General features: G+C 71.7%; 24 protein-coding genes and 2 pseudogenes. 18 read left to right on the plus strand and 8 right to left on the minus strand.

All coding sequences use genetic code 11. The annotated features are described in order from the left end of the window. The first annotated feature begins 3 nt into the window (after window positions 1-3). The 7 genes from ACIPK4_RS19490 (at window position 4) to ACIPK4_RS19520 (ending at window position 7757) form a co-directional block, all read left to right on the plus strand. Window positions 4-957, plus strand: coding sequence for a DnaJ C-terminal domain-containing protein (locus tag ACIPK4_RS19490; protein WP_402314129.1), 954 nt, complete (start codon window positions 4-6; stop codon window positions 955-957). Next, entirely contained in the window at window positions 954-1361 is a 408-nt protein-coding gene (locus tag ACIPK4_RS19495) for a chaperone modulator CbpM (protein ID WP_402314131.1), read from the plus strand. The genes ACIPK4_RS19490 and ACIPK4_RS19495 overlap by 4 nt, the downstream gene beginning before the upstream one ends. Further along, a complete protein-coding gene (gene clpB / locus ACIPK4_RS19500) occupies window positions 1352-3991 on the plus strand; it encodes an ATP-dependent chaperone ClpB (RefSeq protein WP_402314133.1) in 2640 nt (879 codons plus the stop codon). The genes ACIPK4_RS19495 and clpB overlap by 10 nt, the downstream gene beginning before the upstream one ends. Further along, window positions 3988-4446, plus strand: coding sequence for a thioredoxin (gene trxA / locus ACIPK4_RS19505; protein ID WP_402314135.1), 459 nt, complete (start codon window positions 3988-3990; stop codon window positions 4444-4446). The genes clpB and trxA overlap by 4 nt, the downstream gene beginning before the upstream one ends. Window positions 4447-4488: 42 nt before the next feature. Continuing rightward, a complete protein-coding gene (locus ACIPK4_RS19510; RefSeq protein ID WP_376197145.1) occupies window positions 4489-4752 on the plus strand; it encodes a UBP-type zinc finger domain-containing protein in 264 nt (87 codons plus the stop codon). Next, window positions 4752-6497, plus strand: a complete 1746-nt coding sequence (locus ACIPK4_RS19515) for an FAD-dependent oxidoreductase (RefSeq protein ID WP_402314137.1) — start codon at window positions 4752-4754, stop codon at window positions 6495-6497. Before ACIPK4_RS19510 ends, ACIPK4_RS19515 begins: the two co-directional genes overlap by 1 nt. Before the next feature lie 138 nt (window positions 6498-6635). Further along, a complete protein-coding gene (locus tag ACIPK4_RS19520) occupies window positions 6636-7757 on the plus strand; it encodes a hypothetical protein (protein ID WP_402314139.1) in 1122 nt (373 codons plus the stop codon). 74 nt (window positions 7758-7831) lie between these two features. On the opposite strand, the gene ACIPK4_RS19525 is transcribed toward ACIPK4_RS19520, so the two are convergent. The 5 genes and pseudogenes from ACIPK4_RS19525 to rpmB all read right to left on the minus strand — a co-directional run bounded on the left by ACIPK4_RS19525 (window position 7832) and on the right by rpmB (window position 9154). After that, entirely contained in the window at window positions 7832-8026 is a 195-nt protein-coding gene (locus ACIPK4_RS19525) for a GTP-binding protein (RefSeq protein ID WP_402314141.1), read from the minus strand. Window positions 8027-8034: 8 nt separating this feature from the next. Continuing rightward, window positions 8035-8258, minus strand: a pseudogene (locus ACIPK4_RS19530) (GTP-binding protein); the annotation flags it as partial. Between the two features lie 4 nt (window positions 8259-8262). Then, window positions 8263-8433 (minus strand): 50S ribosomal protein L32, encoded by a 171-nt coding sequence (rpmF, locus tag ACIPK4_RS19535; protein ID WP_402314143.1) that lies wholly within the window; start codon window positions 8431-8433, stop codon window positions 8263-8265. Window positions 8434-8612: 179 nt separating this feature from the next. Continuing rightward, the gene (gene rpsN / locus ACIPK4_RS19540) at window positions 8613-8918 is read right to left on the minus strand and encodes a 30S ribosomal protein S14 (RefSeq protein ID WP_402314145.1); all 306 of its coding nucleotides are present in this window, start codon (window positions 8916-8918) and stop codon (window positions 8613-8615) included. Next, a complete protein-coding gene (rpmB, locus tag ACIPK4_RS19545; protein ID WP_402314147.1) occupies window positions 8918-9154 on the minus strand; it encodes a 50S ribosomal protein L28 in 237 nt (78 codons plus the stop codon). The genes rpsN and rpmB overlap by 1 nt, the downstream gene beginning before the upstream one ends. A gap of 65 nt (window positions 9155-9219) precedes the next feature. Here rpmB and rpmG point away from each other — a divergent pair, with 65 nt between their 5' ends. The 9 genes from rpmG to ACIPK4_RS19590 all read left to right on the plus strand — a co-directional run bounded on the left by rpmG (window position 9220) and on the right by ACIPK4_RS19590 (window position 17797). Then, a complete protein-coding gene (gene rpmG / locus ACIPK4_RS19550; protein ID WP_402314149.1) occupies window positions 9220-9384 on the plus strand; it encodes a 50S ribosomal protein L33 in 165 nt (54 codons plus the stop codon). 39 nt (window positions 9385-9423) lie between these two features. Next, entirely contained in the window at window positions 9424-9699 is a 276-nt protein-coding gene (locus ACIPK4_RS19555; RefSeq protein WP_402314151.1) for a type B 50S ribosomal protein L31, read from the plus strand. After that, window positions 9666-10820, plus strand: coding sequence for a CobW family GTP-binding protein (locus tag ACIPK4_RS19560; RefSeq protein ID WP_402314153.1), 1155 nt, complete (start codon window positions 9666-9668; stop codon window positions 10818-10820). The genes ACIPK4_RS19555 and ACIPK4_RS19560 overlap by 34 nt, the downstream gene beginning before the upstream one ends. 395 nt (window positions 10821-11215) lie before the next feature. Beyond that, the gene (locus tag ACIPK4_RS19565; protein ID WP_402314155.1) at window positions 11216-12490 is read left to right on the plus strand and encodes an ATP-grasp domain-containing protein; all 1275 of its coding nucleotides are present in this window, start codon (window positions 11216-11218) and stop codon (window positions 12488-12490) included. Between the two features lie 80 nt (window positions 12491-12570). Continuing rightward, on the plus strand, window positions 12571-13380 hold the full coding sequence (locus ACIPK4_RS19570; protein WP_402314157.1) for a Rossmann-like domain-containing protein: 810 nt from the start codon (window positions 12571-12573) through the stop codon (window positions 13378-13380). Further along, window positions 13377-14492 (plus strand): PLP-dependent cysteine synthase family protein, encoded by a 1116-nt coding sequence (locus tag ACIPK4_RS19575; RefSeq protein WP_402314159.1) that lies wholly within the window; start codon window positions 13377-13379, stop codon window positions 14490-14492. Before ACIPK4_RS19570 ends, ACIPK4_RS19575 begins: the two co-directional genes overlap by 4 nt. Then, on the plus strand, window positions 14489-15553 hold the full coding sequence (locus ACIPK4_RS19580) for a dipeptide epimerase (RefSeq protein ID WP_402314161.1): 1065 nt from the start codon (window positions 14489-14491) through the stop codon (window positions 15551-15553). The genes ACIPK4_RS19575 and ACIPK4_RS19580 overlap by 4 nt, the downstream gene beginning before the upstream one ends. A 367-nt stretch (window positions 15554-15920) precedes the next feature. Then, a complete protein-coding gene (locus tag ACIPK4_RS19585) occupies window positions 15921-16970 on the plus strand; it encodes a permease (RefSeq protein WP_402314163.1) in 1050 nt (349 codons plus the stop codon). A gap of 20 nt (window positions 16971-16990) precedes the next feature. Continuing rightward, window positions 16991-17797 carry a TIGR03943 family putative permease subunit gene (locus ACIPK4_RS19590; RefSeq protein WP_402314165.1) on the plus strand — a complete coding sequence of 269 codons (807 nt, stop codon included), beginning with the start codon at window positions 16991-16993 and terminating at the stop codon, window positions 17795-17797. Window positions 17798-17846: 49 nt separating this feature from the next. On the opposite strand, the pseudogene ACIPK4_RS19595 reads toward ACIPK4_RS19590, so the two are convergent. From ACIPK4_RS19595 to ACIPK4_RS19605, 3 genes and pseudogenes are all read right to left on the minus strand, one after another. Then, window positions 17847-18392, minus strand: a pseudogene (locus ACIPK4_RS19595) (MerR family transcriptional regulator); the annotation flags it as partial. A gap of 32 nt (window positions 18393-18424) precedes the next feature. Then, the gene (locus tag ACIPK4_RS19600; RefSeq protein WP_402314167.1) at window positions 18425-19060 is read right to left on the minus strand and encodes a VOC family protein; all 636 of its coding nucleotides are present in this window, start codon (window positions 19058-19060) and stop codon (window positions 18425-18427) included. Window positions 19061-19181: 121 nt separating this feature from the next. Next, the gene (locus tag ACIPK4_RS19605; protein WP_402314169.1) at window positions 19182-20450 is read right to left on the minus strand and encodes a hypothetical protein; all 1269 of its coding nucleotides are present in this window, start codon (window positions 20448-20450) and stop codon (window positions 19182-19184) included. A gap of 485 nt (window positions 20451-20935) precedes the next feature. Between ACIPK4_RS19605 and ACIPK4_RS19610 the strand changes: the two genes are divergently transcribed. After that, window positions 20936-21667 (plus strand): FadR/GntR family transcriptional regulator, encoded by a 732-nt coding sequence (locus ACIPK4_RS19610; RefSeq protein WP_402314171.1) that lies wholly within the window; start codon window positions 20936-20938, stop codon window positions 21665-21667. Continuing rightward, window positions 21664-23103, plus strand: a complete 1440-nt coding sequence (locus tag ACIPK4_RS19615) for an amino acid permease (protein WP_402314173.1) — start codon at window positions 21664-21666, stop codon at window positions 23101-23103. Before ACIPK4_RS19610 ends, ACIPK4_RS19615 begins: the two co-directional genes overlap by 4 nt. Window positions 23104-23114 lie beyond the last annotated feature (11 nt).

Below are 23114 nucleotides of genomic sequence, written 5' to 3' on the forward strand. Positions count from 1 at the left end.
GCGATGGCACGGGACTTCTACGAGGTGCTGGGCGTGCCGCGAACCGCGAGCCAGGACGAGATCCAGCAGGCATATCGCAAGCTCGCCCGCAAATACCACCCCGACGTCAACAAGGACCCGGGTGCGGAGGAACGCTTCAAGGACCTCAACGAGGCGTACAGCGTCCTGTCGGACCCGAAGACCCGGGCCCGTTACGACCGCTTCGGCGAGGACTTCCGCAAGATCCCCGAGGACTTCGACGAACGGGTCGCGGCCGGCGCGGGCGGCGGCTTCCGCGCCCGGAGGACCGCGGGCGCGGGCGGCCCCCGGGTCCGGTACGGAACCGGCTTCGGCGACGACTTCGCAGCGGAGGACATCGACATCGAGGACCTGTTCGGTTCGTTCTTCGGAGCAGGCGCCACCCGCGGCGGTGTACCGGGAGCCGACCAGGAGGCCGAGCTGCCGCTCACCGTGGAGGAGGCGTTCAGGGGCGGCCGTCGCACCGTCACGCTCGCCGGGCCCACCGGGCAGCCGCGGCAGTACGAGGTCAACGTGCCGCCGGGCGTCACCGACGGACAGCGCATCCGGCTGGCGGGGGAGGGTGGCAAGGGAAGTGGTGACGCCCCCGGAGGCGACCTGTACCTGCGGGTGCGCATCCGGCCCCACCCACAGTTCCGGCTGGCCGGCCGCGATGTCCACGTCCAGGTCCCCGTCACCCCCTGGGAAGCGGCTCTCGGTGCGACCGTGCCCGTGCCCACCCCTGGCGGTGGCACGGCCAAGGTCACCGTGCCCGCGGGCTCGTCCAGCGGTCGGCGACTGCGGCTGCGCGGCGAGGGCATGCCCAACCCGCGCGGCGCCGACGGCGACCTGTACGCCGAACTCCGCGTCATGGTGCCGCCCACCCTGGGCGACCGGGAGCGCGAACTGTTCGAGGAACTCGCCGCCACCTCCTCCTTCGACCCCAGGAGGACACGATGAACGACCGACCCGCGCGAGCGGCAGGCATCGGCCGGGCCGGCATGGGCGACCGTCCGGTACGAACGGGCACAGGCCTCACCGCCGAGACGGCCGTCCGGTACGCGCTCGTGCCCGTCCGCAGACTCTCCCTGGACGCCGTGGCCCGTCACTCGGGCCTCCACCCCGACCTGATCCGCCGGTTCGTCGCCCTCGGACTGGTCGACGCCGACCGCGACGCCGCGGGCCACCTGGTGTTCGACCCCACGGCCCCGGCGGTGCTCGCCCGCATCCAGCGGCTGCGCTCCGGACTCTGCCTCAACTACGCCTCGATCGGCCTGGTGCTCGACCTGCTCGATCGCATCAGCCTGCTCGAAGCCGCCCTGCGAGAGCGCGGCACGAGGAGTGAAAACCCCCCATGGACATGAATCGTCTCACCCAGAAGTCCCAGGAAGCCCTCCAGGAAGCCCAGTCCGCGGCCGTCAGCATGGGGCAGACAGAGGTCGACGGGGAACACCTGCTGCTCGCACTCCTCGATCAGGAGGACGGTCTGATCCCGAGGTTGCTGCAGCAGGCCGGCACCGCGCCGGACGAACTGCGCGAGGCCGTGCGCGAGGAACTCTCCCGTCGTCCGAAGGTCACCGGCCCCGGCGCCACACCGGGCCAGGTCTTCGTCACCCAGCGCCTCGCCCGCCTGCTCGATGCCGCCGAACGGGAGGCCAAACGCCTCAAGGACGAGTACGTGTCCGTGGAGCACCTCCTGCTCGCCCTCGCCGAGGAGGGCCCTTCGACCAAGGCCGGGCGTCTGCTCAAAGAGGCCGGCATCACCAGGGACTCGTTCCTGAGCGCGCTCACCCAGGTCCGCGGCAACCAGCGCGTCACCTCCGCCAACCCTGAAGTCGCCTACGAAGCCCTGGAGAAGTACGGCCGCGACCTGGTCGTGGAGGCCAGGGCCGGCAGGCTCGACCCGGTCATCGGCCGGGACGCCGAGATCCGCCGGGTCACCCAGATCCTCAGCCGCAAGTCCAAGAACAACCCGGTCCTCATCGGCGACCCGGGCGTCGGCAAGACAGCCATCGTCGAGGGTCTCGCCCACCGCATCGTCCGCGGCGACGTGCCCGAAGGACTCCGCGACAAGATCGTGTTCGCTCTTGACATGGGTTCCCTGGTCGCCGGCGCCAAGTACCGCGGCGAGTTCGAGGAACGGCTCAAGGCCGTGCTCAGCGAGGTCAACGCCGCCCAGGGTCGCATCCTGCTCTTCGTCGACGAACTGCACACCGTCGTGGGCGCGGGTGCCGCCGAGGGAGCCATGGACGCGGGCAACATGCTCAAGCCGATGCTCGCGCGCGGAGAACTCCACATGATCGGCGCCACCACCCTCGATGAGTTCCGCAAGCACATCGAGAAGGACGCCGCCCTCGAACGTCGCTTCCAGCAGGTGGTGGTCGACGAGCCGAGCGTGGAGGACACGGTCTCCATCCTGCGAGGACTGCGCGAACGCCTGGAGGTCTTCCACGGAGTGAAGATCCAGGACACCGCGCTGGTCTCCGCGGCCACCCTCAGCCACCGCTACATCACCGACCGGTTCCTGCCGGACAAGGCCATCGACCTCGTGGACGAGGCGTGCGCCCGGCTGCGTACCGAGATCGACTCCATGCCCGCCGAACTCGACGAGATCACCCGCCGCGTCACCCGCCTGGAGATCGAGGAAGCCGCCCTCTCGAAGGAGACCGACCCCGCCAGTGAAGCCCGACTGGAAGAGCTGCGCAGGGAACTGGCCGACCTGCGCGCCGAGGCCGACTCCAAACACGCCCAGTGGGAGGCCGAGAGGCAGGCGATCCGCCGTGTGCAGGAGCTGCGCCAGGAACTGGAGCAGGTCCGGCTCGAGGCGGAGGAGGCCGAACGCGCCTACGACCTCAACCGCGCCGCCGAACTCCGCTACGGCCGCCTCCAGGACCTGGAGCGCCGACTCGCCGCAGAGGAGGAGCAACTGGCCGCCAAACAAGGGCAGAACCGGCTGCTGCGCGAGGTCGTCACCGAGGAGGAGATCGCCGAGATCGTCGCCGCCTGGACCGGCGTCCCCGTCGCCCGCCTCCAGGAGGGCGAACGCGAGAAACTGCTGCGCCTCGACGAGATCCTGCGCGAGCGCGTCATCGGCCAGGACGAGGCCGTCAAGCTCGTCGCCGACGCCATCATCCGTGCCCGCTCCGGCATCCGCGACCCTCGCCGGCCCATCGGCTCGTTCATCTTCCTCGGCCCCACCGGCGTCGGGAAGACCGAGCTGGCCAAGACCCTCGCCCGGGCCCTGTTCGACTCCGAGGAGAGCATGGTCCGGCTCGACATGAGCGAGTACCAGGAGCGGCACACCGTCAGCCGGCTCATGGGCGCACCGCCCGGATACGTCGGCTACGAGGAGGGCGGCCAGCTCACCGAGGCCGTACGCCGCAAGCCGTACTCGGTCGTGCTGTTCGACGAGGTCGAGAAGGCGCACACCGATGTCTTCAACACTCTGCTGCAGATCCTCGATGACGGCCGTATCACCGATGCCCAGGGCCGCACCGTCGACTTCCGCAACACCGTGATCATCATGACCTCCAACATCGGCTCCGAGCACCTCCTCGACGGCGCCACCGCCGAGGGTGAGATCAAGCCCGAAGCCCGCGCCCTGGTGATGGGCGAGCTGCGCGGACACTTCCGCCCGGAGTTCCTCAACCGCGTCGACGACATCGTGCTGTTCAAGCCGCTCGGTGAGCGGCAGATCGAGCGGATCGTGGAGCTGCAGTTCGACGAACTGCGCCAGCGGCTCGCCGAACGCCGCATCACCGTCGAACTGACCGACGCGGCCAGGGAGTTGATCGCCCACCAGGGCTACGACCCGGTGTACGGGGCTCGGCCGCTGCGGCGTTACATCTCTCACGAGGTCGAGACGCTGGTCGGGCGCGCCCTGTTGCGCGGCGACGTCCAGGACGGTGCGACGGTGCGCGTCGACGCCGAGCACGCAGAGCTGGTGGTCACCTACGACCAGCAGGAGGGGATCCAGGAAGCGAGGGCGGCGTGAACACCACCCGGACGACGACGGTGACCTGCCCGAACTGCGGTCGCGGCAACCGGGTTCCCGTGGCCGCCGAGGGACGGCCCAGGTGCGGCCACTGCAAGCAGCCCCTGCCCTGGCTCGTGGACGCCGGCGACGACGACTTCGCCGAGGTCGCCGAGCGCGCCTCCGTACCCGTCGTCGTCGACCTCTGGGCCACCTGGTGCGGCCCCTGCCGCATGGTCAGCCCCGCCCTCGAACAGGTCGCCCGCGACCTCGCCGGACGGATCAAGCTCGTCAAGGTCGACGTCGACAAGAATCCACAGCTCAGCCGCCGGTTCGAAGTGCAGGCCGTTCCGACCCTTCTCGTCCTGGATCAGGGCGAGCAGGTCGCCCGGCAGGCCGGCGCGGCACCCGCGCACGTTCTGCGCGCGTGGGTCGAGCAGGCGATGGCGGGCCGGCAACCCGCCGCAGGAGGGTGAACGACCGCGGCTGAGCGTCCCATTCCCGGAAGGAGAACCCTCATGGCCACGATTTCCGACCCGCACCTGGCGATGGTGCGCCCAGTGACGCCGCGTACGCCGGAGGGCTGCGAGGACTGCCTCAGGGAGCACTCCCCGTGGGTGCACCTGCGCCTCTGCCTCACCTGCGGACACGTCGGCTGCTGCGATTCCTCGCCCCTCAAGCACGCCAGGCGGCACGCGGGGAGCGTCGGTCACCCCGTCGTGCAGTCCTTCCAGCCGGGAGAGGACTGGCGCTGGTGCTTCGTCCACGAGGCCCTGGTCTGATGGGCACGGCCCAGCACAACCCTGGTGCGGTCCGTGAGACACCTGACCGGTACGGGGCGTTTCCGCGTCTGACACCCGAGCAGCTCCAGGACCTGACCGCACACGGTGAACGCCGCCAGGTCGCCGAGGGCGAGGTGCTGTACCGCGAGGGTGAGCCGTTCCGGGAGTTCCTCGCGATCCTCAGCGGCACCGTCGAGATCCTCCACGACCACGGTGGGCCCGACGAGCGCACGGTGGCCGTGCACGGGCCCGGCAGGTTCCTCGGTGAACTCGGTCTGCTGGAGGGCCAAGCCGCCTTCGACACCGCGGTGATGCGCCAGGCCGGCGAGATCCTGGCCGTGCCGGTGGAGCGGCAACGCGCCCTGGTCGACCGTGACCCCGTCCTCGGTGACCTGATCCTCCGCGCCTACCTGGGCCGCAGGTATCTGCTCATCGGTCTCGGTGCCGGCTTCCGGATCCTGGGGTCGTGCTATTCCCCTGACACGTTGCGGCTGCGTGAGTTCGCGGCCCGCAACCGGCTGCCCCACCGGTGGGTGGACCTGGAGAAGGACAAGGAGGCCGATGCGCTGCTGCGCCGGTTCTCGATCCGACCTGAGGAGACCCCGGTGGTCCTCTGGAAGGGCGAGCGGGTGCTGCGCAATCCGAGCAACGCCGAACTCGCCCGGCTCATCGGGCTGCCCGCCCCCTCGCCGGATGCCGCGCGGTGCGACGTGATGGTGGTCGGTGCGGGCCCCGCGGGACTCGCCGCCGCCGTGTACGGTGCCTCCGACGGGCTCACCACGGTCACCGTCGACGCCGTGGCCACCGGAGGCCAGGCCGCCACCTCGTCCCGCATCGAGAACTACCTCGGCTTCCCGTCGGGCGTCTCCGGGGGCGAGCTCATCGAACGCGCGGTGCTCCAGGCCCACAAGTTCGGCGCCCGCCTCATGGTGCCGGCCCAGGTCACGGGGCTCACCCCGCAGGACGGCGAGTACGTCGTCACCTTCACAGACGGGTCCAGCGCGCGGGCGGGCGCCGTGGTCCTCGCCTCGGGCGTGTGGTACCGCAGGCTAGAGGTCCCCGACATCGACCGCCTGGAGGGCATCAGCGTCTACTACGCGGCGACCGTCCACGAGGCCAGTCTCTGCCAGGCGGATCCGGTCGCCGTGGTGGGCGGCGGGAACTCCGCGGGGCAGGCATCGCTGTTCCTCGCGAACCACGCGTCCCGGGTCCATCTCCTCGTCCGGGGCGGCGACCTCAACGCGGACATGTCGCGTTACCTGGTGGATCAGGTGGAACGGCACCCGAAGATCGAGGTGTTGCTCCACACCGAGGTCCGGGGCGTCTGCGGGGAGGAGAAACTGGAGTCGTTGATCGTGGAGGACAACGCAAGCGGTGAGCGCCGCGAGCTGCGGTCCGCCGCGCTGTTCGTGTTCATCGGCGCCCGGCCGCGCACGGACTGGCTCAAGGGCGTGCTGGCCCTGGACGAGAAGGGTTTCGTCCTCACCGGTGCCGACGCACAAGCGGTGGCCGACGCATCCCGGTGGGACTCGCTCGGCCGCCATCCGCTGCTGCTGGAGACGACCCTCCCGGGGGTCTTCGCCGCCGGCGACGTCAGGAGCGGTTCGGTCAAGCGAGTGGCCTCGGCCGCCGGGGAGGGGGCCATGGCGATTCGCTTCGTGCACGAGCACCGGGGGGTGACGGGCAACCTGGTCCGCTCCGCGGGCCCTGAAGGGCCTCGGCCGGCGGCGGGGCAGTCGGTGTAGCCGGGCGGGGGAGGGCAGCCCATATCGGCCGCACCTGCCGGCGGGACGACAGCGTGTCGCGCGGAGTGCCGACGTCGCCGCGAGGGCATCCTGTGGGCACCTGCGATCGTGGAGGTAGCCGACGAGAAGGGTCGGGTCATGCATACGTCGCCCCAGGACGTTACGGTCGTAGCCCTTCTTGCGGATCCGGACGCGCCGACGGAAATCGCGCAGCGCATGGCCCGGGGACTGTCCACTCGGCTCGCCGAGAAGTCGGGCCAGGGGCAGCGGTTCGACGTCAAGGTGATCAGTGAGCCCTTCACCGCGGGGACCGAGGACCCGCGCACCTTGATGCGCCGGATCATGGACCGCGGAAGTGCGGAGGACTGGGACATCATCGTGGCCCTCACCGACCTTCCGCTGCACTCACACGGGCACAAGGTCGTTGTGGACCTGAGTCACGAACACGGGTTGGCGCTGCTCTCGCTTCCTTCTCTGGGGGGTCTGCGCCTGCAGACAAGGGCCCGGCGGGCCGTGGAAGAAGCCGTGCTCGGCTTGGCCGGTCCGCATGACACCGGTGTTGAGGAGGCTCCGCGAAGGCAGCGGCATCCGGGGCCGTTCGCCGGTCGTCTCACACCCGTTCATCCGGGCCAGGTCGGTGAGGAGGAGACCGCCGACCTGCGGTACGTCGTCAGCGGGCCACGCGGTTACCTACGGGTGCTCCTCGGTATGGTCCGCGCCAACCGGCCTTGGCGCTTGGTGCCGGGGCTGTCGAAAGCTCTGGCGGCCGCACTCGCCACGGGAGCGGTCGCCACCGTGAACTCCACCGTCTGGACCCTCGCCGAGGCCCTGAGCACACCACGCCTCGTGATCGCCATGGTCGGCTCTGTCGCGCTCATGATCGGCTGGCTGATCGTAGACGCGGAGCTGTGGCATCGCTCGGCCGAGGGCTCGCCGGAGGCGAGGCAGAAGGCGAGGCTCTACAACGCGTCGACGGTCCTGACCGTAGGGATCGGGGTGCTGGTCTGCTACGCGGGTTTGCTGCTCATCAACGTGGTGTGGGCGCTGTTCATCCTCAATGACCAGGTGTTCGCTTCCATGACACGAGAACCGCTGGACACAACCGACTACTGGACGTTGTCGTGGTTCGTCGCTTCGACCGCGACAGTGGGCGGCGCGCTGGGCTCCGGCTTGGAGAGCGACGAGGCCATCCGGGCAGCCGCCTATTCCAAGCGCGAACAGGAACGACGCCACATGCTGGAGGACGACCACGCTGTCTAGCGGATGACCCGAGTCGGCCCCGGAGGGCGTGCCACGCAAAGTGATCGCGCTCGGCGCGGACGCCCGCCTGACGCTCAGCACCTTCGTGGCTGTCCGGCGGCGGGGCGACTCGTGAAGCCGGGGGACGCCTCGGTCACGGACCGGTCGGGTCCCGCGGCCAGGCCGGCGCCGATGAAGACCAGCTCCTGGCCCTGTGCGCTGTCGGGTCCGCGGGTGCCGGAGGGTTCGGTGCGGGCGACGGCGCCGGCCTGGGACCACAGGCCGGTCACTCGGGGGCCCCGTTGGTCATCTCGACCAGCCGCTCGTCTCGTCGGTCCGTGAGAGCGCCGCTTCGCCGCCCCTTACGAGCGCGGCGTCGATGTTGACCTCGCTCATGTCGTTGGCGATCACCGCGACCCGCAGGCCTTCGCGGTCGCCCGGCAGGCGGTTGAGCAGCGTGGTCCTTCCCGCGCCGAGGAGGCCCGACAGCACCGCCACGGGCAGGCGGTCGTACGAGGTCAGGGACTCAGCCCTCGGGGTGGATGAGGCCGCGCTCGTACGCCTTCACCAGCCGCTGCGGGACCAGGTGGACGACGCCGTCGACGGTGACCGGTACCAGCTGGGGCGTGGTCGCCTTCCACTGGGCGCGGCGGTGGCGGGTGTTGCTGCGGGACATTTTCCGCTTGGGGACGGCCATGGTGAAACTCCCTGTTCTGGTGGGTGGATGCGATGCGAGTCGTGCCGGAACGTGGCGCCATCCGTGGAACGGGGTGCTCTTCCCGGGGCGGTGCTGCCCGGCGCGCGCCGACCAGGTTCTCGGGACGCGGTGCGCCGGGGATGGCGCAGGACCGGGGGTCGGGCGGGCGTGGGGTGTGGCTACCAGGACGACTTGGTCACTCCCGGCAGGAGTCCCGCGTGCGCCTGCTTCCGTGTGCGGACGCGGGACAGTCCGAACTTGCGCAGGTGGCCGCGAGGGCGGCCGTCGACGCTGTCGCGGTTGCGCACCCGGGTGGCGCTGGCGTCGCGCGGCAGCCGGCGCAGCTCCGTCAGGGCGGCCTCGCGTTCGGCCGTGGTGGAGGACGGGCGGCGGATGACCGCCTTGAGTTCGAACCGGCGGGCGGCGTAGCGCTCTACGACCGCCTTGCGCCTCTCGTTCTTCGCGATCTTGCTCCGCTTCGCCATCAGACCTTCCCCCCTCGGGCGCGGATGCGGACCACGGCCGCCTCGATGCCGATCGCGTCCACCGTCTTGATCGCCCTGGCGCTGAGCGTCAGGCGGACGTGGCGCCCTTCGCTGGGCAGCCAGTAGCGCTTGTGCTGGATGTTCGGGTCGAAGCGGCGCGGGGTGCGCCGGTGGGAGTGGGAGATGTTGTTGCCGAATCCCGGCTTGGTGCCGGTCAGTTGGCAGTGCGCCGACATGGATGCCGCCTCTCGCGCGGGGGTCCCTGTATTGGAAATGGAAACCATTCCCATATAGTAGCGCCATGGCACGCAACGAGATCCGCCCGATCGTCAAGCTCCGCTCCACGGCCGGCACCGGGTTCACCTACGTCACCCGCAAGAACCGGCGCAACGACCCCGACCGGCTGGTGCTGCGCAAGTACGACCCCGTCGCCAGGCGCCACGTCGACTTCCGCGAAGAGCGCTGACCCCCGGCAACCCCGCCCCACCGTCGAAAGGTTTCTGCCGTGAAGCCCGGCATCCACCCCGCCTACGGGCCCGTCGTCTTCCGCGACACCGCCTCCGGCACCGCTTTCCTCACCCGTTCCACGATGACCAGCGACAAGACCGTCGAATGGGAGGACGGCAACACCTACCCGGTGGTCGACGTGGAGATCTCCTCCGCGAGCCACCCCTTCTACACGGGCACCGCCCGCGTCCTCGACACCGCCGGACGCGTCGAGAAGTTCCAGCGCCGCTACGGAACCCGATGGCGGCGCGTGAGCACCAGCTTCCCGTCGTGATCGTCGCCGGGATGCACGCCGATGCGCGCAAGGAAGTCGTCGAACGCCTTCTGCGTTCCGTGCAGGGGAGCGTGGCGCTGCACCACGATCTGGCCGGAGCCTGCGGCGGCACCGTGCTCCGGATCGTCCGCGACGCCTCCGGCACCCTCTCCCGCGGTGATGCACCGCTGGTCGACGACTGCGCGTGCTGCGCCCTGCGCGAGGACTTGGTGCCGGAACTGGAACGGCTGGCCGACAGCGGCCTGACCCGGCTCGCCGTGGTCGAACTGTGGGACTCGGTCGAGCCGAAGGCCATGGCGGAAGTCGTCGTCGCGCACGGAGGGGACCGGCTCGCCCTGACCAACGTGATCACCGCCGTGGACCCGGCACTCGTCCTGCCCTGTCTCGGCAACGGCGACGACCTGGCCGAAGCCGGACTCGCGGCGGCACCCACCGACCAGCGGACCGTCGGGGACACCTGGGCCCGGCAGCTGGAGTACGCGCCCGTCCTGGCCGTCGTCGACAGCGACGAGGCCGACGACGAGGACCGTGCGCTCCTCGCGCAACTGCACCCCACCGCCCAGCGGGTTCCCGTCCGTTCCGTCGAACTGGCCCGGGCCGCGTTCGCGGGCTTCGATGTCGAGGCCGCGGCGGCCGCCCAGCACCCCGCGTACGCACTCCTGCCGCAGGACGCCGACGAGGCCGGCGTCGGCACTTTCGTCTGGCGCCGCCGGCGGCCCTTCCACCCCGAACGCCTCTACCAGGCGCTCGAAGACCTGTGCTGCGCCGCCGCCCGCAGCCGCGGCCGGTTCTGGCTCGCCGACCGCCCCGACACGCTGCTCGCCTGGGACGCGGCCGGCGGAGCCCTGCGTGTGGAGAGCGCCGGCCCTTGGCTGGCGTCGCTGCCGGATGCGGCGTGGGAGATGGTCCCGCCCATGCGTCGGGCGGCTGCCGCGCTCGACTGGCAGCCGGACCACGGGGACTGCTGCCAGCACCTCGTCTTCACCTCGCCCGGTCTCGACCGGGACGGGCTGGAGCGGCTCCTCGACTCGTGCCTGCTCACGGACGCGGAGTACATGGCGGGGCGCGAGGCCTGGAAGGAGCTGCCCGCAGCCTTCGACTCCCTCCTCGACACAGCCTGACCCCCACCCCGGCGCCCTCGCCACCGCCGTCAAGAACGCCCGGGAGATGGCCCGGCTGCCCTGCGTGAGCCGCTGAGCGTCCACGAGTGACCGGGCAGTCGGGCAGCGGTGCCACAGGGCCGCCGCTGCTCGACTGCCCGCATGGGTGCTGCGTCATCCGCCGTGGCCGTCGGGCGGGTTCTCGGCCTGCTCCCAGAGGGCGAGGAAGCCATCCGCAGGCAGGTCGCCCGTGCGGGGTGCTCCTGCCGAGAACGCGGTGACCCTCCGGGGCGCGCCACCGCCGGCTGGCGCCGTACCGGGGCGTCGAGCACGTCGAAGTCGCCAATTGGAAATGAAAACGATTTCCGATAACGTCTGCGTCGCACAGAGCCGACGGCAGTCTGGGAGGAAGTCCGGTGGGACATCTGCTGGTGATCGAAAGCTGGGTGGGGTCGATGAGCGGGCTGCTGCCCCGGGCGATCCGGGAGGAGGGGCACGAGTTCACGTTCCTCACCCGCGACCTGCACCACTACCTGCGCTCAGCCCCGGCGGGGGAGGGGCTGCACCCGCTGCTCACGGCCCGCAATGTCATCACGGCGGACACCAACGACACGGGGGCCCTCCTCGATCGGATCGAGGGCCTGCACGCCGTCCTCGGCTTCCACGGCGTGGTCTCCTCGTGCGACTACTACCTGCCGGCGGTTGCCCACACCGCCCGGCGGCTGGGCCTTCCCGGTCCTGCCCCGGAGGCCGTCGAGGCGGCGTGCCGCAAGGACCTGACGCGCCGCGCACTCGCCGAAGCGGGGGTCGCCGGACCGCGGTTCGCGCTCTGCGAGGGAGCAGGGGAGGCTGCTGCCGCCGCTCGCGGGATCGGCTACCCGCTCGTCGTCAAGCCGGTGGACCTGTGTGCGGGCATGCTGGTCCGCGCGGTGCGCGACGAGCGTGAACTGGAGCTCGCCTGCCAGGACCTGGCCGGGTTCCCGGTCAACGCCCGCGGCCAGGACCGCGCGCCCGTGATCCTGCTCGAAGAGTTGCTGGGCGGGCCCGAAGTCAGCGTGGAGACCGTCTCCTTCGGCGGCGCCACCCACGTCGTGGGCGTCACCGACAAGAGCATCGGCGGGGCGCCCGCCTTCATCGAGACCGGCCACATGTTCCCGGCCGGGATCGAGGCGGCCCTGGCGTCCGAGGCCGCCGAGACCGCGCTGCGGGCGGTCAATGCACTGGGTCTGGACCAGGTCGTCTGCCACACCGAGATCAAACTGACGCCCGACGGACCCCGGCTGGTCGAGGTCAACCCCCGCCCGGCCGGCAACCGCATCACCGAACTGGTCCGGCACGTGACCGGCGTCGACCTGGCCACCGCCTGTGTGGACGTGGCCCTGGGGCGTACGCCCGACCTGGCGCCGCGATCGACCGGCGTGCGCAGCGCCGCCATCTCGTTCCTGTTGCCCGACACCGACGGCGTCCTTGCCGCCATCGAGGGGGCGGAGGCCGTCCGCGCCCGCCCCGAGGTCCTGGAGCTCACCCTCGCCGGACCCGGCCGCACGGTACGGGCCGCCACCAGCAACAACGAGTACCTCGGGCACGTCATGACCGCCGACACCGAGGGCGGTGGTGCCCGCGCCGCTGCCGAGCGGCTGCTCGCCGGACTGCGCCCCTGTTACGAGCCCTCCGCGGCGGTGCCCGCGTGACCCCGTCTGCCCTCCACACGCTGGAAACCGAAGGGCCTCGGGCGCACGAACGGGCAGGCGGAGACCCTGTCGTCCGGACCGTGGACCAGCTCTTCGACCTGGTCCGCGCCGGGGCGTACGGCTCGGACCCGGCCCGTGCGCGGATCTCGCTCGCGTTCACCACCTCCCAGGCCGTCCGCCACCAGGGCCGCACCCGTGGCTACCGCAACGAGGTGCTCAGCCTGCGCCTGGACGCGGCCGTCGGATCCTGCGCCGTGGAGCCCGGGGCGCTGCCCGACGGGGCCCTCGACGACTGCGTGGGCGCCACCGTCGCCGACCTGCTCGGCCATCCGCTGCCGGCGGTGCGGATCGCGGCCCTCGACGCCTACCTGGCCCACGCACGCCCGCACGCGCCGGAGAACGGTGCCCACCCGTACCCCCTGCCGGCCGGCAGTTCGCTGAGCCGTTCGCGCGCACGGGCCCGTGCGGTCGTCGACCTGCTGCCCGCATACGCCTCCCGGTCCGGCGAGGGCCGCCCGGTCCTGGTGGTCGGGGTCGTCAACTCCCTCCTGGAGCAGCTGCGTGCGCGCGGCCTCGACTACCTGCCGTGCGATCTCAAGGGCGGCACCACCGAGTGGGGCGAGCCCGTCCTGACCGACACGGCCGACGGCCTGGAGCACTGCGGGGCGATCCTCGCCTCCGGCATGACCCTCGGCAACGGCACCTTCCAAGCCCTGCTCGACCATGCCACCGGGACGGACAAGCCCCTCGTGATGTTCGCCCAGACCGGCAGCGCCGTCCTGCCCCGCTTCCTCGGAGCAGGGGTGAGCGCCGTCTCCGCCGAGCCGTACCCCTTCTTCTGGCTCGACGGCGGCCCGGGAACCATCCACCGCTACGGAGACCGTGCATGACTCTCGCTCCGCCCGAGCGCAGGGCGCCCGCCGAGGCCAACCCCGATCTCCTGGCCCTGATCGGGCGCACGCCCGTCGCCCACATCCGCACCGACCTGCCCCACCGGCACCCCGGCTTCTGGGCCAAGCTCGAATGCCTCAGCGCCGGAGGGATGAAGGCCCGCGCCGCGATGTCCATGCTCACCGGCGCCCGCCGACGCGGCGAACTGCGACCCGGCGCCCCGGTCGTGGAGTCCACCTCCGGCACCATGGGCATCGGCCTGGCCTTCGCCGGACAGACCCTCGGCCACCCGGTCGTCATCGTCGGCGACACCGAACTCGAACCCCCGATGCGGCAGCTGCTGCGCACGTACGGCGCGCGGCTGGAGCTCGTGGACCGTCCGGCCGCCCAGGGCGGCTGGCAGGCGGCGCGCATCAGCCGGCTGCGCGAGGTCCTGGCCCACACCGAGGGGGCCTACTGGCCCGACCAGTACAACAATCCCGACAACCCGGCGGGCTACCGGGCGATGGCCGCGGAACTGATCGGCCAGCTCGACCACCTGGACGTCCTGGTGTGCAGCGTGGGCACCGGCGGGCACAGCGCCGGTCTGGTCGGCCCGCTGCGCCGCCGCTGGCCCCGGCTGAAGGTCATCGGCGTCGACTCCGTCGGCTCCGCCATCTTCGGCCAGCCCGCCCGGCCGCGCCTGATGCGCGGACTCGGCAGCAGCATCCACCCCGGCAACGTCCGTTACGGCGTGTTCGACGAGGTGCACTGGGTGGGCCCCGCCGAGGCCGTCGACGCCTGCCGCCGGCTCGCCCGCGGCAGCTTCGTCAGCGGCGGCTGGAGCACCGGTGCCGTCGCCCTCGTCTCCGCATGGGCGGCCCGGGCCCAGCCCGGCGCGGTCGTGGCCACCGTCTTCCCCGACGGGCCGCACCGCTACCTCGGGACCGTGTACGACGACGACTACTGCCTCACCCACGGACTGACCACCACCCCGGTGGCCACCCGTCCGCTGGAGATCTCGCACCCGCACACGGCCGAGGCCTTCGGCTGGGTTCGCTGCCGCACCGTTGTCGACCCCGTCGGCGCATCCGCCGCCGGCCGCGTTCCGGCCCCTGGAGGTGCCGTATGAGGCTGACCTGGCAGACCGCCTCATTGGAACTGGCGGAGCCCCTGCGCATCTCCCGTTCCGTGATGGCCCGCCGCGACGCCGTCTGGGTCTCGCTGGAACACGGCGGGCAGCGCGGCTGGGGAGAGGCCGTCAGCAGCGAGTACCTCGGGCTGCGCACCGAGCGCATCCTGCGCCACCTGAGCGCCGTGCGCCCCGCGGTCGAGCGCCTGCCGGACCCCGAGACGGCCTGGAACGAGCTCGCTCCCGCGGGCCCCGTCGGCGCCGACCTGCCCGCCGGAGTGCTCGCCGCGATCGAGGCCGCCGTACTGGACCTCACCGGCAAGCGGGCCGGGGAGCCCGCGCACCGGATGCTCGGCAACCCCAGGCCTGCGTCGGCGGCCACGGCCCGCACCATCGGCATCGTCGCCCCGGTCCCCGCCGCCGCCCGGGCCGTCCGGCTCGCCGCGGCGGGATTCACCGTCCTGAAGGTCAAGGCAGGCTCGCCCGACCCGGCCGACGACCTCGCCCGGACCCAGGCCGTGCGCGAGGGCGCACCCGCCGCAGAGCTGCTGCTCGACCCCAACGGCGCATGGAGCGAACGACAGGCGTGCGAACTGCTGCCGCGCTTCGCCGCCCTCGGCGTCACCGCCGTGGAACAGCCCGTCGCGGCAGGCCGGCCCGAGGCCCTGGCCCGCGTCGCCGCGGCCTCCCCGATCCCGGTGATCGCCGACGAGGACGCCGTCTCCTACGAGGACGCCGCAGCGCTCGCCGGCCGGGTCCACGGGGTCAACGTCAAACTCGCCAAGTGCGGCGGCGTACGGGCCGCACTGCGCATCCACACCGTCCTGAGCGGCAGCGGCACCGACCTCATGCTCGGCTGCCTCACCGCCAGCTCGCTCGGCATCGCACCCGCAGTCCACCTGGTCGACCGGGCCCGCTGGGTCGATCTGGACGGCCACCTGCTCCTCGCCGACGACCCGTGGGAGGGGATCGGCGGCGCCGACGGCACCGTACGTCCCGCCCCGCGCGCCGGCCTGGGAGTACTGCCCCGCGGCGGCACACCCGCGGGAGCCGCGCGGTGAGAACCGTCACCGCTGTCCGCGGCACACCCTGCGCCGCCACGGCGCCGGGCCCCCGGGGGCTGGACATCGGCTGCGGCACCGGCCGCGACGCGGCCTGGCTGCACCACCACGGCGGACGCCGCGGCCGCCTACCGGCACCCCTCGTGCCTCGCACTCGAAGGCGGGAGGGAGCAGCGGTATTCCGCCGTGCCGCCCCGGCAGCCGGTCGGCATCGCAGCACGGTTCGGGACGGCACGCCGCACGGCCTCCTGCGCGGCCATGACCGGCATCGTCTTGGGCTAGTGTGTGCCCGCCCGCGCCGGGCCTCCTCCGGGCGGGCTGGGCGCGTACCGCCGCGCCGCGGCGGACGAAGAGCGAGGGGCGCAGCGTGGTTGAGGGCTCGGCGAGCACGACGACGGCACCACCTCCACGTCCTTTCGACCCGCAGGGCGGCGGGGTCGACGCGGAGCGGCGGCACCGGTCGAGGGCCGGCACGGTCAGCGCGGTCCTGGTCGGGGCCGTGGTGGTCGGGGTGCTCGCCGGTCCGTGGCTGGAGCGGCGTTTCGGGCTCGCCGCGTTGGGGGCCTGGCGCACCCTGCTGGTGGCCATCGTCATGCAGGGCGTACCGTTCCTGATCCTCGGCACCGCCGTCTCGGCGGCCATCGGCGCGTTCGTCCCCGCCCGGGTCTTCTCCAAGGTCCTGCCCCGCAACCCCGTCCTCGCCGTCCCGGTGGCCGGTGCGGCCGGAGTGGTGCTGCCGGGGTGCGAGTGCGCCTCGGTGCCGGTCGCGGGCAGCCTGATGCGCCGGGGCGTGGCTCCCGCGGCGGCCTTGACGTTCCTGCTCGCCGCGCCCGCGGTCAACCCGGTGGTGCTCGTCGCGACGGCGATCGCGTTCCCCGGACAGCCGGAGATGGTGGCCGCGCGGTTCGGTGCCTCGCTCCTCACCTCGGTCGTCATGGGCTGGCTGTGGATCCGGTGGGGGCGCGAGGAGTGGCTGCGGCTGCCGACGGGGCATGCGGAGCATGCACCCGGCGCGGGCCGGCTGGAGGCCTTCCGGCGCGGGCTGGAGCACGACTTCCTGCAGGCGGGCGGGTTCCTGGTGGTCGGCGCCATGGCCGCGGCCACCTTCAACGTCCTCGTACCGCCGTCCGTCCTGGAAGCCTTCTCCGGTTCTCCATGGCTGGGCGTCCTCGTGGCGGCGGCGCTCGCGGTCCTCCTGTCGGTGTGCTCGGAGGCGGACGCGTTCGTCGCGTCCTCGTTCACCGGCTTCTCGCCCACCGCCCGCCTCGCCTTCATGGTGGTGGGCCCGATGGTCGACATGAAGCTGATCGCCCTGCAGTCGGGGGCTTTCGGGCGGACGTTCGCGGTGCGGTTCTGCGCCGGCACGTTCGTCGTGGCGATCCTGTGTTCCGTAGTCGTCGGAGGCGTACTCCTGTGACCGGACGGCCCCCCACCGACGTGACAGAAGCGCGCCTGCTGAGCGGACTCGGTCAGCCCCTCCTGCTGGTCCTGACCGGCACGGGCCTGCTGCACACGACGGTGCGCAGCGACGTGTATCTCCGGTACGTGAAGGAAGGGCTGCGGCCGTACCTCATCGCCTCCGGAGTCCTGCTGGTCGCCCTGGGCCTCGCGGGGCTCGGAGCCGAGTTGGTGCGCCGACTGCGGCAGCTGCCGGACGATTGCGCAGAAGAACGCGACGACCAAGACCACGGGCACGAGCATGACCACGGGTACGGGCATGACCACGGGCACGGGCACGGAGGTGCCACGCACGTCGCCTGGCTCCTCGCCGTACCCGCCCTCACCCTGATGTTCGTCGCCCCGCCGGCGCTCGGCTCGTACACGGCCTCGCGGGACGGGGCCGCGGCCAGGGTGGAGCACAGCGCCTACAAGGACCCGTTGCCGGACGCGCCGATCGCACCCCTGGCCCTGGAGGAGTTCATCGGACGCTCCGTGAACGGGCCGGAGACCCTGCGCGGCCGCAAGGTCCGGCTGCTCGGATTCGTCTCCGCGGGCAAGGGCCCGGACAGCTGGTACCTCAACCGCCTGAAGCTCAGCTGCTGTGCGGCCGACGCGCGGACCCTGCGTGTGGAGGTGCACGGCGCGGAGGCACCCGACGACGACTCCTGGGTCGAGGTCACGGGTGTCTGGCGGGGCGACCAGGTCGCTGCCGAGAACCCGGTCCCGACCATGGAGGTCGACGCCGTCAAGCCTGTCGGCCAACCGCTCAACCCCTACCACGACGTGCCGCCCACGGACGGCTGAGTCCCCGATATGGCGCTCGGGGGGGGCGACGAGCCGGCGAACCCCAGTGTTGCGCGGCGAGCTCCTCGACCTGCGGGTCGTGGGGGTCGACGGTGTCACCGAGGGCGGCGTCGGCCGCGTCGAGGCGGTCTGCCTCGGCCCGTAGGCCGGGATGGGGCGCCAGGACGATGAACTCGCCGGCCTGGATTGCGGCTCCCAGCGGCCCGAAGATCCGTTCCGTGACCAGCAGGGAGTCCAGGTCGCAGGGGCGCAGTGCGCCGGAAGGCAGGTGGCTGAGCCGGTCCGTGACCAACGGGGAGAGCGAGCCCAAGGGGCTGCCCACGATCCGCAGGCGCTGGACTGCCGCGCGCTGACGCTTGATGTCGGTTTCCTGGGCGGCCAGGGTCTCCTCCAGCCGGCCCAGGGCGTCCTCGACGTCCCTGGCTTCGTCGACGAAGGCGGCCCGCATGTCGTCCAGGCCGATGCCGGCCTCGGACATCTTGCGGATCCAGAGCAGGCGGATCATGTCGTCGTAGCCGTAGCGGCGGCGTCGGTCTCCGCCTCGCCCGGGCTCCGGCAGCAGACCGATCTGGTGGTAGTGATGAATGGCGCGGGGGTGGTTCCGGTGGCGGGGCGGTCGGGCCCCGGTCAGATCGTGACCGGGCCGTGGGCGGTGGCGAACTCGACCGAGACCAGACCCGGTTCCTCGTCCTCGACCCAGGTGACGTCGATCTGGTCGAGGGGGTGGTCGGCCGGTTCGCCGAGGAATTCCGCGATGGAGGCGGCGTCGCCGGCGATGGAGACCCCGTGGATGGTGGTGGAGGTGCGCGGGTCGGCGCTCGGGCGCTCCTCGTCGGGGACCAACCACTGCAGGAAGTACGGAAGTTGGGGGTCCTCCAGCAGTTCCAGCAGGCCGATCTGCTTCCACCTCAGGTCGAACCCGTCGGGGCGGACACGGTGGCCCTCGGCCGAGGTGCGGCCGAGGCGGGCCTCGACCGGGGCGATGTCGTCGACGGAGACCACCCACCCGAGCCAGCCGCCGCCCTCGGCGGCGCGGCGCGCGACCGCCTGGCCGAAGGGTGCGCGGTCGGCGGCGGGGTGGTCGAGTGTGGTGACGACCTCGACGTAGGTGCCGCCGCTCAGCGGGAGAATGAAATTGCGGGTGCCGAACCGCGGGTGCACGCCCCCGTCGACGAACCCGCCGCCGAGGGCCGATCCGATCCATTGGACGGTCGAGACGAAGCTGTCGCGGGCCACCGCATAGGACACGTGATCAAGTCGCACTGCGCCATCATCACCCGACAACCCGTTCAAGTCCCGACGCCACGCCCGCCACCCCGGCCGCGTCCGCCGTGGCTTCGGCCGGGGAGCGGATCGACCACGGCCCCTTCGTCGCGCAAGGGGTTCACGTTCCGGGCGGGGTGACGGTCTCCTCGTCGGTCAGGCGGGCCCGCCAGCTTCTGACGTACTCGTCGGGCATGGACGCCAGGCGGGCTATCTCCGCGTCGCTGCGCGCGTCGGACCAGGCCAGGATCCGTGTCACGGTGCGGTTCCGTGCGGCTCGGAAGTCCTTGAGCATGTTCTCCAGGCGTTCGACCTCCTCGGCTTCGCGCACGAGTTGGCTGTCGACGGCGGAGCGTTCCTCGGCGCGCAGCCGCTGCAGGTAGGAGTTCAGGCCCGTCAGGACCAGGCCCTCCTCGCGCGCGGCGTTCTGGAATCCCTCGGCCAGGGCCGCCAGCACGCAGTCCGGAACGTCGGCGAGCGTGGCTCCGAGGGGCTTGGCCGCCTCCCAGGTTCCCCGGCCCGCGTCTGTCGTCTCCAGCCAGATGCGGGCGTCCGTCGGAGTGCGGTCGCCGCACGCCTGCGCGCGGTAGGCGTAGAGGGCGGCACGGTGGCCGTAGAAGGTGAAACCGTCCTCGATCTGCCGGTCGGCGTCGTGGCACATCCGCCCTGGTACCCCGCCGTATCCGCGTTCAGGACGGTAGTCGGCGTAGGCGTCGAGTTCCGCGTCCGTGGCCAGGGCCCAGGAGGGGTCGCACAGGTCGGGGTTCATGGCGAGGAACGCGCCGACCTCGACGCGCCAGGCAGGGGTCGGCGTCGTGCGCAGCCCGGCCCGGAGCAGGCCCCCCGAGGGATCGACGGGGTGGGCCGTGGCCTGCGCGATGTCGTCCCAGGCGGTGGCGGCCTCAGCCGACCACTCCAGTTCACCGGCCGGCCCGATCCGGTGCATCGAATCCACGAGCCGCTGTACGCCGGGCAGGATGCGCAGCGCGAGCGCGTGCAGCTCCTCGGCGGTGAAGAAGCGCCAGGAGCAGCCACGCTGTTCGTCATGGGTCAGGTGGTCCAGTAGGTGCACCACGATTCCAGGGGCCGGGACGGCACCGTCGCCGAGCACCTTGCGGGGAAGGCCGGGCAGCCGGTCGGCGAGGTCTTCGCCCGGGGCCCGCCAGTCGGTGTCCCCGAACCAGACGGCGCCGTCGCACGCGTCCACTGCCAGCCACTGGTGGTAGGCCGCTCCCGGGCCATAGCGCTGTTCCTGCTGCTCGGCGTGCTCGTCGTGCCATACGTACTCGGCCGGTGGCGGGTCCAGCTCCACGGCCATGAAGGCGTCGTCGGGGCGGTATCCGGGGAGGACGTGGGCGGTTCTTCTCGGTGTGCTGTCGGCGGCGGTCATGAGGGGGTTTCCTCTCGGTGGAGCGTCAACCGCCGCAAACGTAGTGCGCCCGCCACCGGGTAGTTTAATTTTCAGCCATTGTGGCCGGGGGTCGGCCATAGTGGAAATCCTGACATCGGGGTCAGGTCTACGCGCGTCCGGCCGACGGCAAGTTTGGCCGTATTGCACCGGGCCGCCACGATCCGTTCACCCGGCCGCCCGGGCCGCGCGTCGCCGTACGCGTGAGAGGGCGGCCCCGCTCAGGACTGCGGCCATCGACCGAGCGCGGTGACGGGGCGGTGCCGCGCGCCGCGCGCGGTGTCGATTGCGCAGGTGGGGGGCGCTCCCACTGGGCCGTCGCTGTGCCGCCGCTCCCCTCCTGTGAACGCCGATCTGACGGTTCAGGTCGCCGGACGGAAGGTGCGCAGGGTGCGAACCTCGCCGGGCCGGGCTTTCCCGACACGGATGTCTTGACACCCCTCTGGTGCAGACCGCAAGATCACAGCGTGAACCTGTCAGACAGCCAGACAGGTGGCCCGGGCCCGCGGCGCGTCAGCGCGATGGAAGCGGTCTTCGGCCACCTGCGCAGCGCCATCGAGCGCGGCGAGTACGTAGTGGGTGACAAGCTCCCCTCCGAGGCGGAGTTGTGCCGGACCCTGGAGGTCAGCCGGCCTGTGCTGCGGGAAGCCCTCAGGGCCCTGCAGGCCATGGGTCTGACCGTCTCCAAGAGCGGCAAGGGCACGTTCGTCCTGGCCAACACGGTCGAGGACCCCACCTTCGGCGACTATGCCGCCAGCGACCTGCTCGAGGTGCGCCGGCACGTCGAGATCCCGGTCGCCGGGTACGCCGCGGTGCGCCGCACCCCCGAGGACCTGGACCATCTGGGTCATCTGCTGGACCGGATGGAGCAGGAGACCGACACCACCGCGTGGGTGGCGATGGACACCGTCTTCCACCTGGCGGTTGCCGAGGCATCCCGCAACCCCGTCTTCCGCCGGGTCATCGAGGAGATCCGCGACGCACTGGCGCGTCAGTCGACCTTCCTCAACGAACTGGGCGGCCGGCGCGAGCAGTCCAACTGCGAGCACCGGGCGATCCTCGAGGCATTGGTCGACGGCTCCGAACACGACGCGGTGGAGGCCATGTCCCACCACCTCCTGCGGGTCGAGACGACCCTCACCGACATCGTGCGCCCCCAGCGCACGACCGCCCCTACGGAAGGCAGACCCGAGGCGTGAGCGAGCAGTTCCTCAAAGACGAGAAGCGCCCCACGACCCGTCACGTCGACGCCGGCGACACCGGCTACAGCAAGTCCTTGAAACCCCGCCACGTCAACATGATCGCCATCGGCGGTGCGATCGGCACCGGTCTCTTCCTCGGCGCGGGCGGACGCCTCGCCGACGCCGGGCCCTCCCTGTTCGTCGCCTACGCCGTCTGCGGGATCTTCGCGTTCCTCGTCGTGCGCGCGCTCGGCGAACTCGTCCTGTACCGGCCGTCCTCCGGCGCCTTCGTCTCCTACGCCCGGGAGTTCCTCGGGGAGAAGGGCGCCTACACCGCGGGCTGGATGTACTTCCTGAACTGGGCGACCACCGGCATCGCCGACATCACCGCCGTGGCCACTTACACCCACTACTGGCACCTCTTCTCCGACGTCCCGCAGTGGGTGATCGCGCTCATAGCCCTGGCCGTGGTCCTGACCGTGAACCTCATCTCGGTGCGGATCTTCGGCGAACTGGAGTTCTGGTTCGCCATCGTCAAGGTCAGCGCCCTGGTCGTCTTCATGGGGATCGCGATCTTCCTCCTGATCACCCGGCACCCCGTCGACGGCGCCGTCCCCGGCCCCGCCCTGATCACCGACAACGGCGGCATCTTCCCCAACGGCCTGCTTCCCATGCTGCTGATCATCCAGGGCGTCGTCTTCGCCTACGCCTCCGTCGAACTGGTCGGCGTCACGGCCGGTGAGACCGAGAACCCCGAGCTGATCATGCCCAAGGCCATCAACTCGATCATGTGGCGCGTGGGCCTCTTCTACGTCGGCTCGGTCGTCCTGCTGACGATGCTGATGCCCTGGAGCAGCTACAGCGCCGGCCAGAGCCCGTTCGTCACCGTGCTCTCACACATCGGCGTCCCGGCGGCCGGCGACGTGATGAACCTGGTCGTCCTCACCGCCGCCATGTCCTCGCTCAACTCCGGCCTCTACTCCACCGGCCGCATCCTGCGCTCGATGGCCGTCAACGGCTCCGCCCCCCGCTTCACCGCACGCCTCAGCAGCACCCAGGTCCCCTACGGCGGCATCCTCCTCACCAGCGGCATGTGCGTCCTGGGCGTCGGGCTCAACTTCGTCGTCCCCGCGGACGCGTTCGAGATCGTCCTCAACCTCGCGGCGATCGGCATCCTCTCCACCTGGGGCATGATCATGCTCTGCCACCTCCTCTTCTGGCGGAAGACCCGCAGCGGCGAGCTGACCCGTCCGTCCTACCGCCTGCCGGGCTCCCCGTGGACCGAACTGGTGACGCTGGCCTTCCTCGCCTCCGTCCTGGTCCTCATGTACGCCGACGGAGGAGCCGCGCGCACCACCGTGCTGTGCGTGCCGCTGATCGCCGCGGCGCTGGTGGCCGGCTGGTACGCGGTCCGCGGCCGCGTGGCGAGCGCCGCCGCCGAGGGCGAGGGCTGAGCGGACGCCGA

It is taken from the genome of Streptomyces sp. NPDC086989 (genome assembly GCF_044745505.1).
Lineage (GTDB): Bacteria > Actinomycetota > Actinomycetes > Streptomycetales > Streptomycetaceae > Streptomyces.

Bases quoted from the DNA above. Each gene is read 5' to 3' on its own strand.
- ACIPK4_RS19490 (WP_402314129.1), top strand. From the start codon at position 4: ATGGCACGGGACTTCTACGAGGTGCTGGGCGTGCCGCGAACCGCGAGC.
- ACIPK4_RS19520 (WP_402314139.1), top strand. From the start codon at position 6,636: ATGCATACGTCGCCCCAGGACGTTACGGTCGTAGCCCTTCTTGCGGAT.
- ACIPK4_RS19560 (WP_402314153.1), top strand. From the start codon at position 9,666: ATGGCGGCGCGTGAGCACCAGCTTCCCGTCGTGATCGTCGCCGGGATG.
- ACIPK4_RS19605 (WP_402314169.1), bottom strand. From the start codon at position 20,450: ATGACCGCCGCCGACAGCACACCGAGAAGAACCGCCCACGTCCTCCCC.
- rpmF (WP_402314143.1), bottom strand. From the start codon at position 8,433: ATGGCCGTCCCCAAGCGGAAAATGTCCCGCAGCAACACCCGCCACCGC.
- ACIPK4_RS19510 (WP_376197145.1), top strand. From the start codon at position 4,489: ATGGCCACGATTTCCGACCCGCACCTGGCGATGGTGCGCCCAGTGACG.
- ACIPK4_RS19575 (WP_402314159.1), top strand. From the start codon at position 13,377: ATGACTCTCGCTCCGCCCGAGCGCAGGGCGCCCGCCGAGGCCAACCCC.
- ACIPK4_RS19495 (WP_402314131.1), top strand. From the start codon at position 954: ATGAACGACCGACCCGCGCGAGCGGCAGGCATCGGCCGGGCCGGCATG.
- rpsN (WP_402314145.1), bottom strand. From the start codon at position 8,918: ATGGCGAAGCGGAGCAAGATCGCGAAGAACGAGAGGCGCAAGGCGGTC.
- clpB (WP_402314133.1), top strand. From the start codon at position 1,352: ATGGACATGAATCGTCTCACCCAGAAGTCCCAGGAAGCCCTCCAGGAA.
- rpmG (WP_402314149.1), top strand. From the start codon at position 9,220: ATGGCACGCAACGAGATCCGCCCGATCGTCAAGCTCCGCTCCACGGCC.
- ACIPK4_RS19515 (WP_402314137.1), top strand. From the start codon at position 4,752: ATGGGCACGGCCCAGCACAACCCTGGTGCGGTCCGTGAGACACCTGAC.
- rpmB (WP_402314147.1), bottom strand. From the start codon at position 9,154: ATGTCGGCGCACTGCCAACTGACCGGCACCAAGCCGGGATTCGGCAAC.
- ACIPK4_RS19580 (WP_402314161.1), top strand. From the start codon at position 14,489: ATGAGGCTGACCTGGCAGACCGCCTCATTGGAACTGGCGGAGCCCCTG.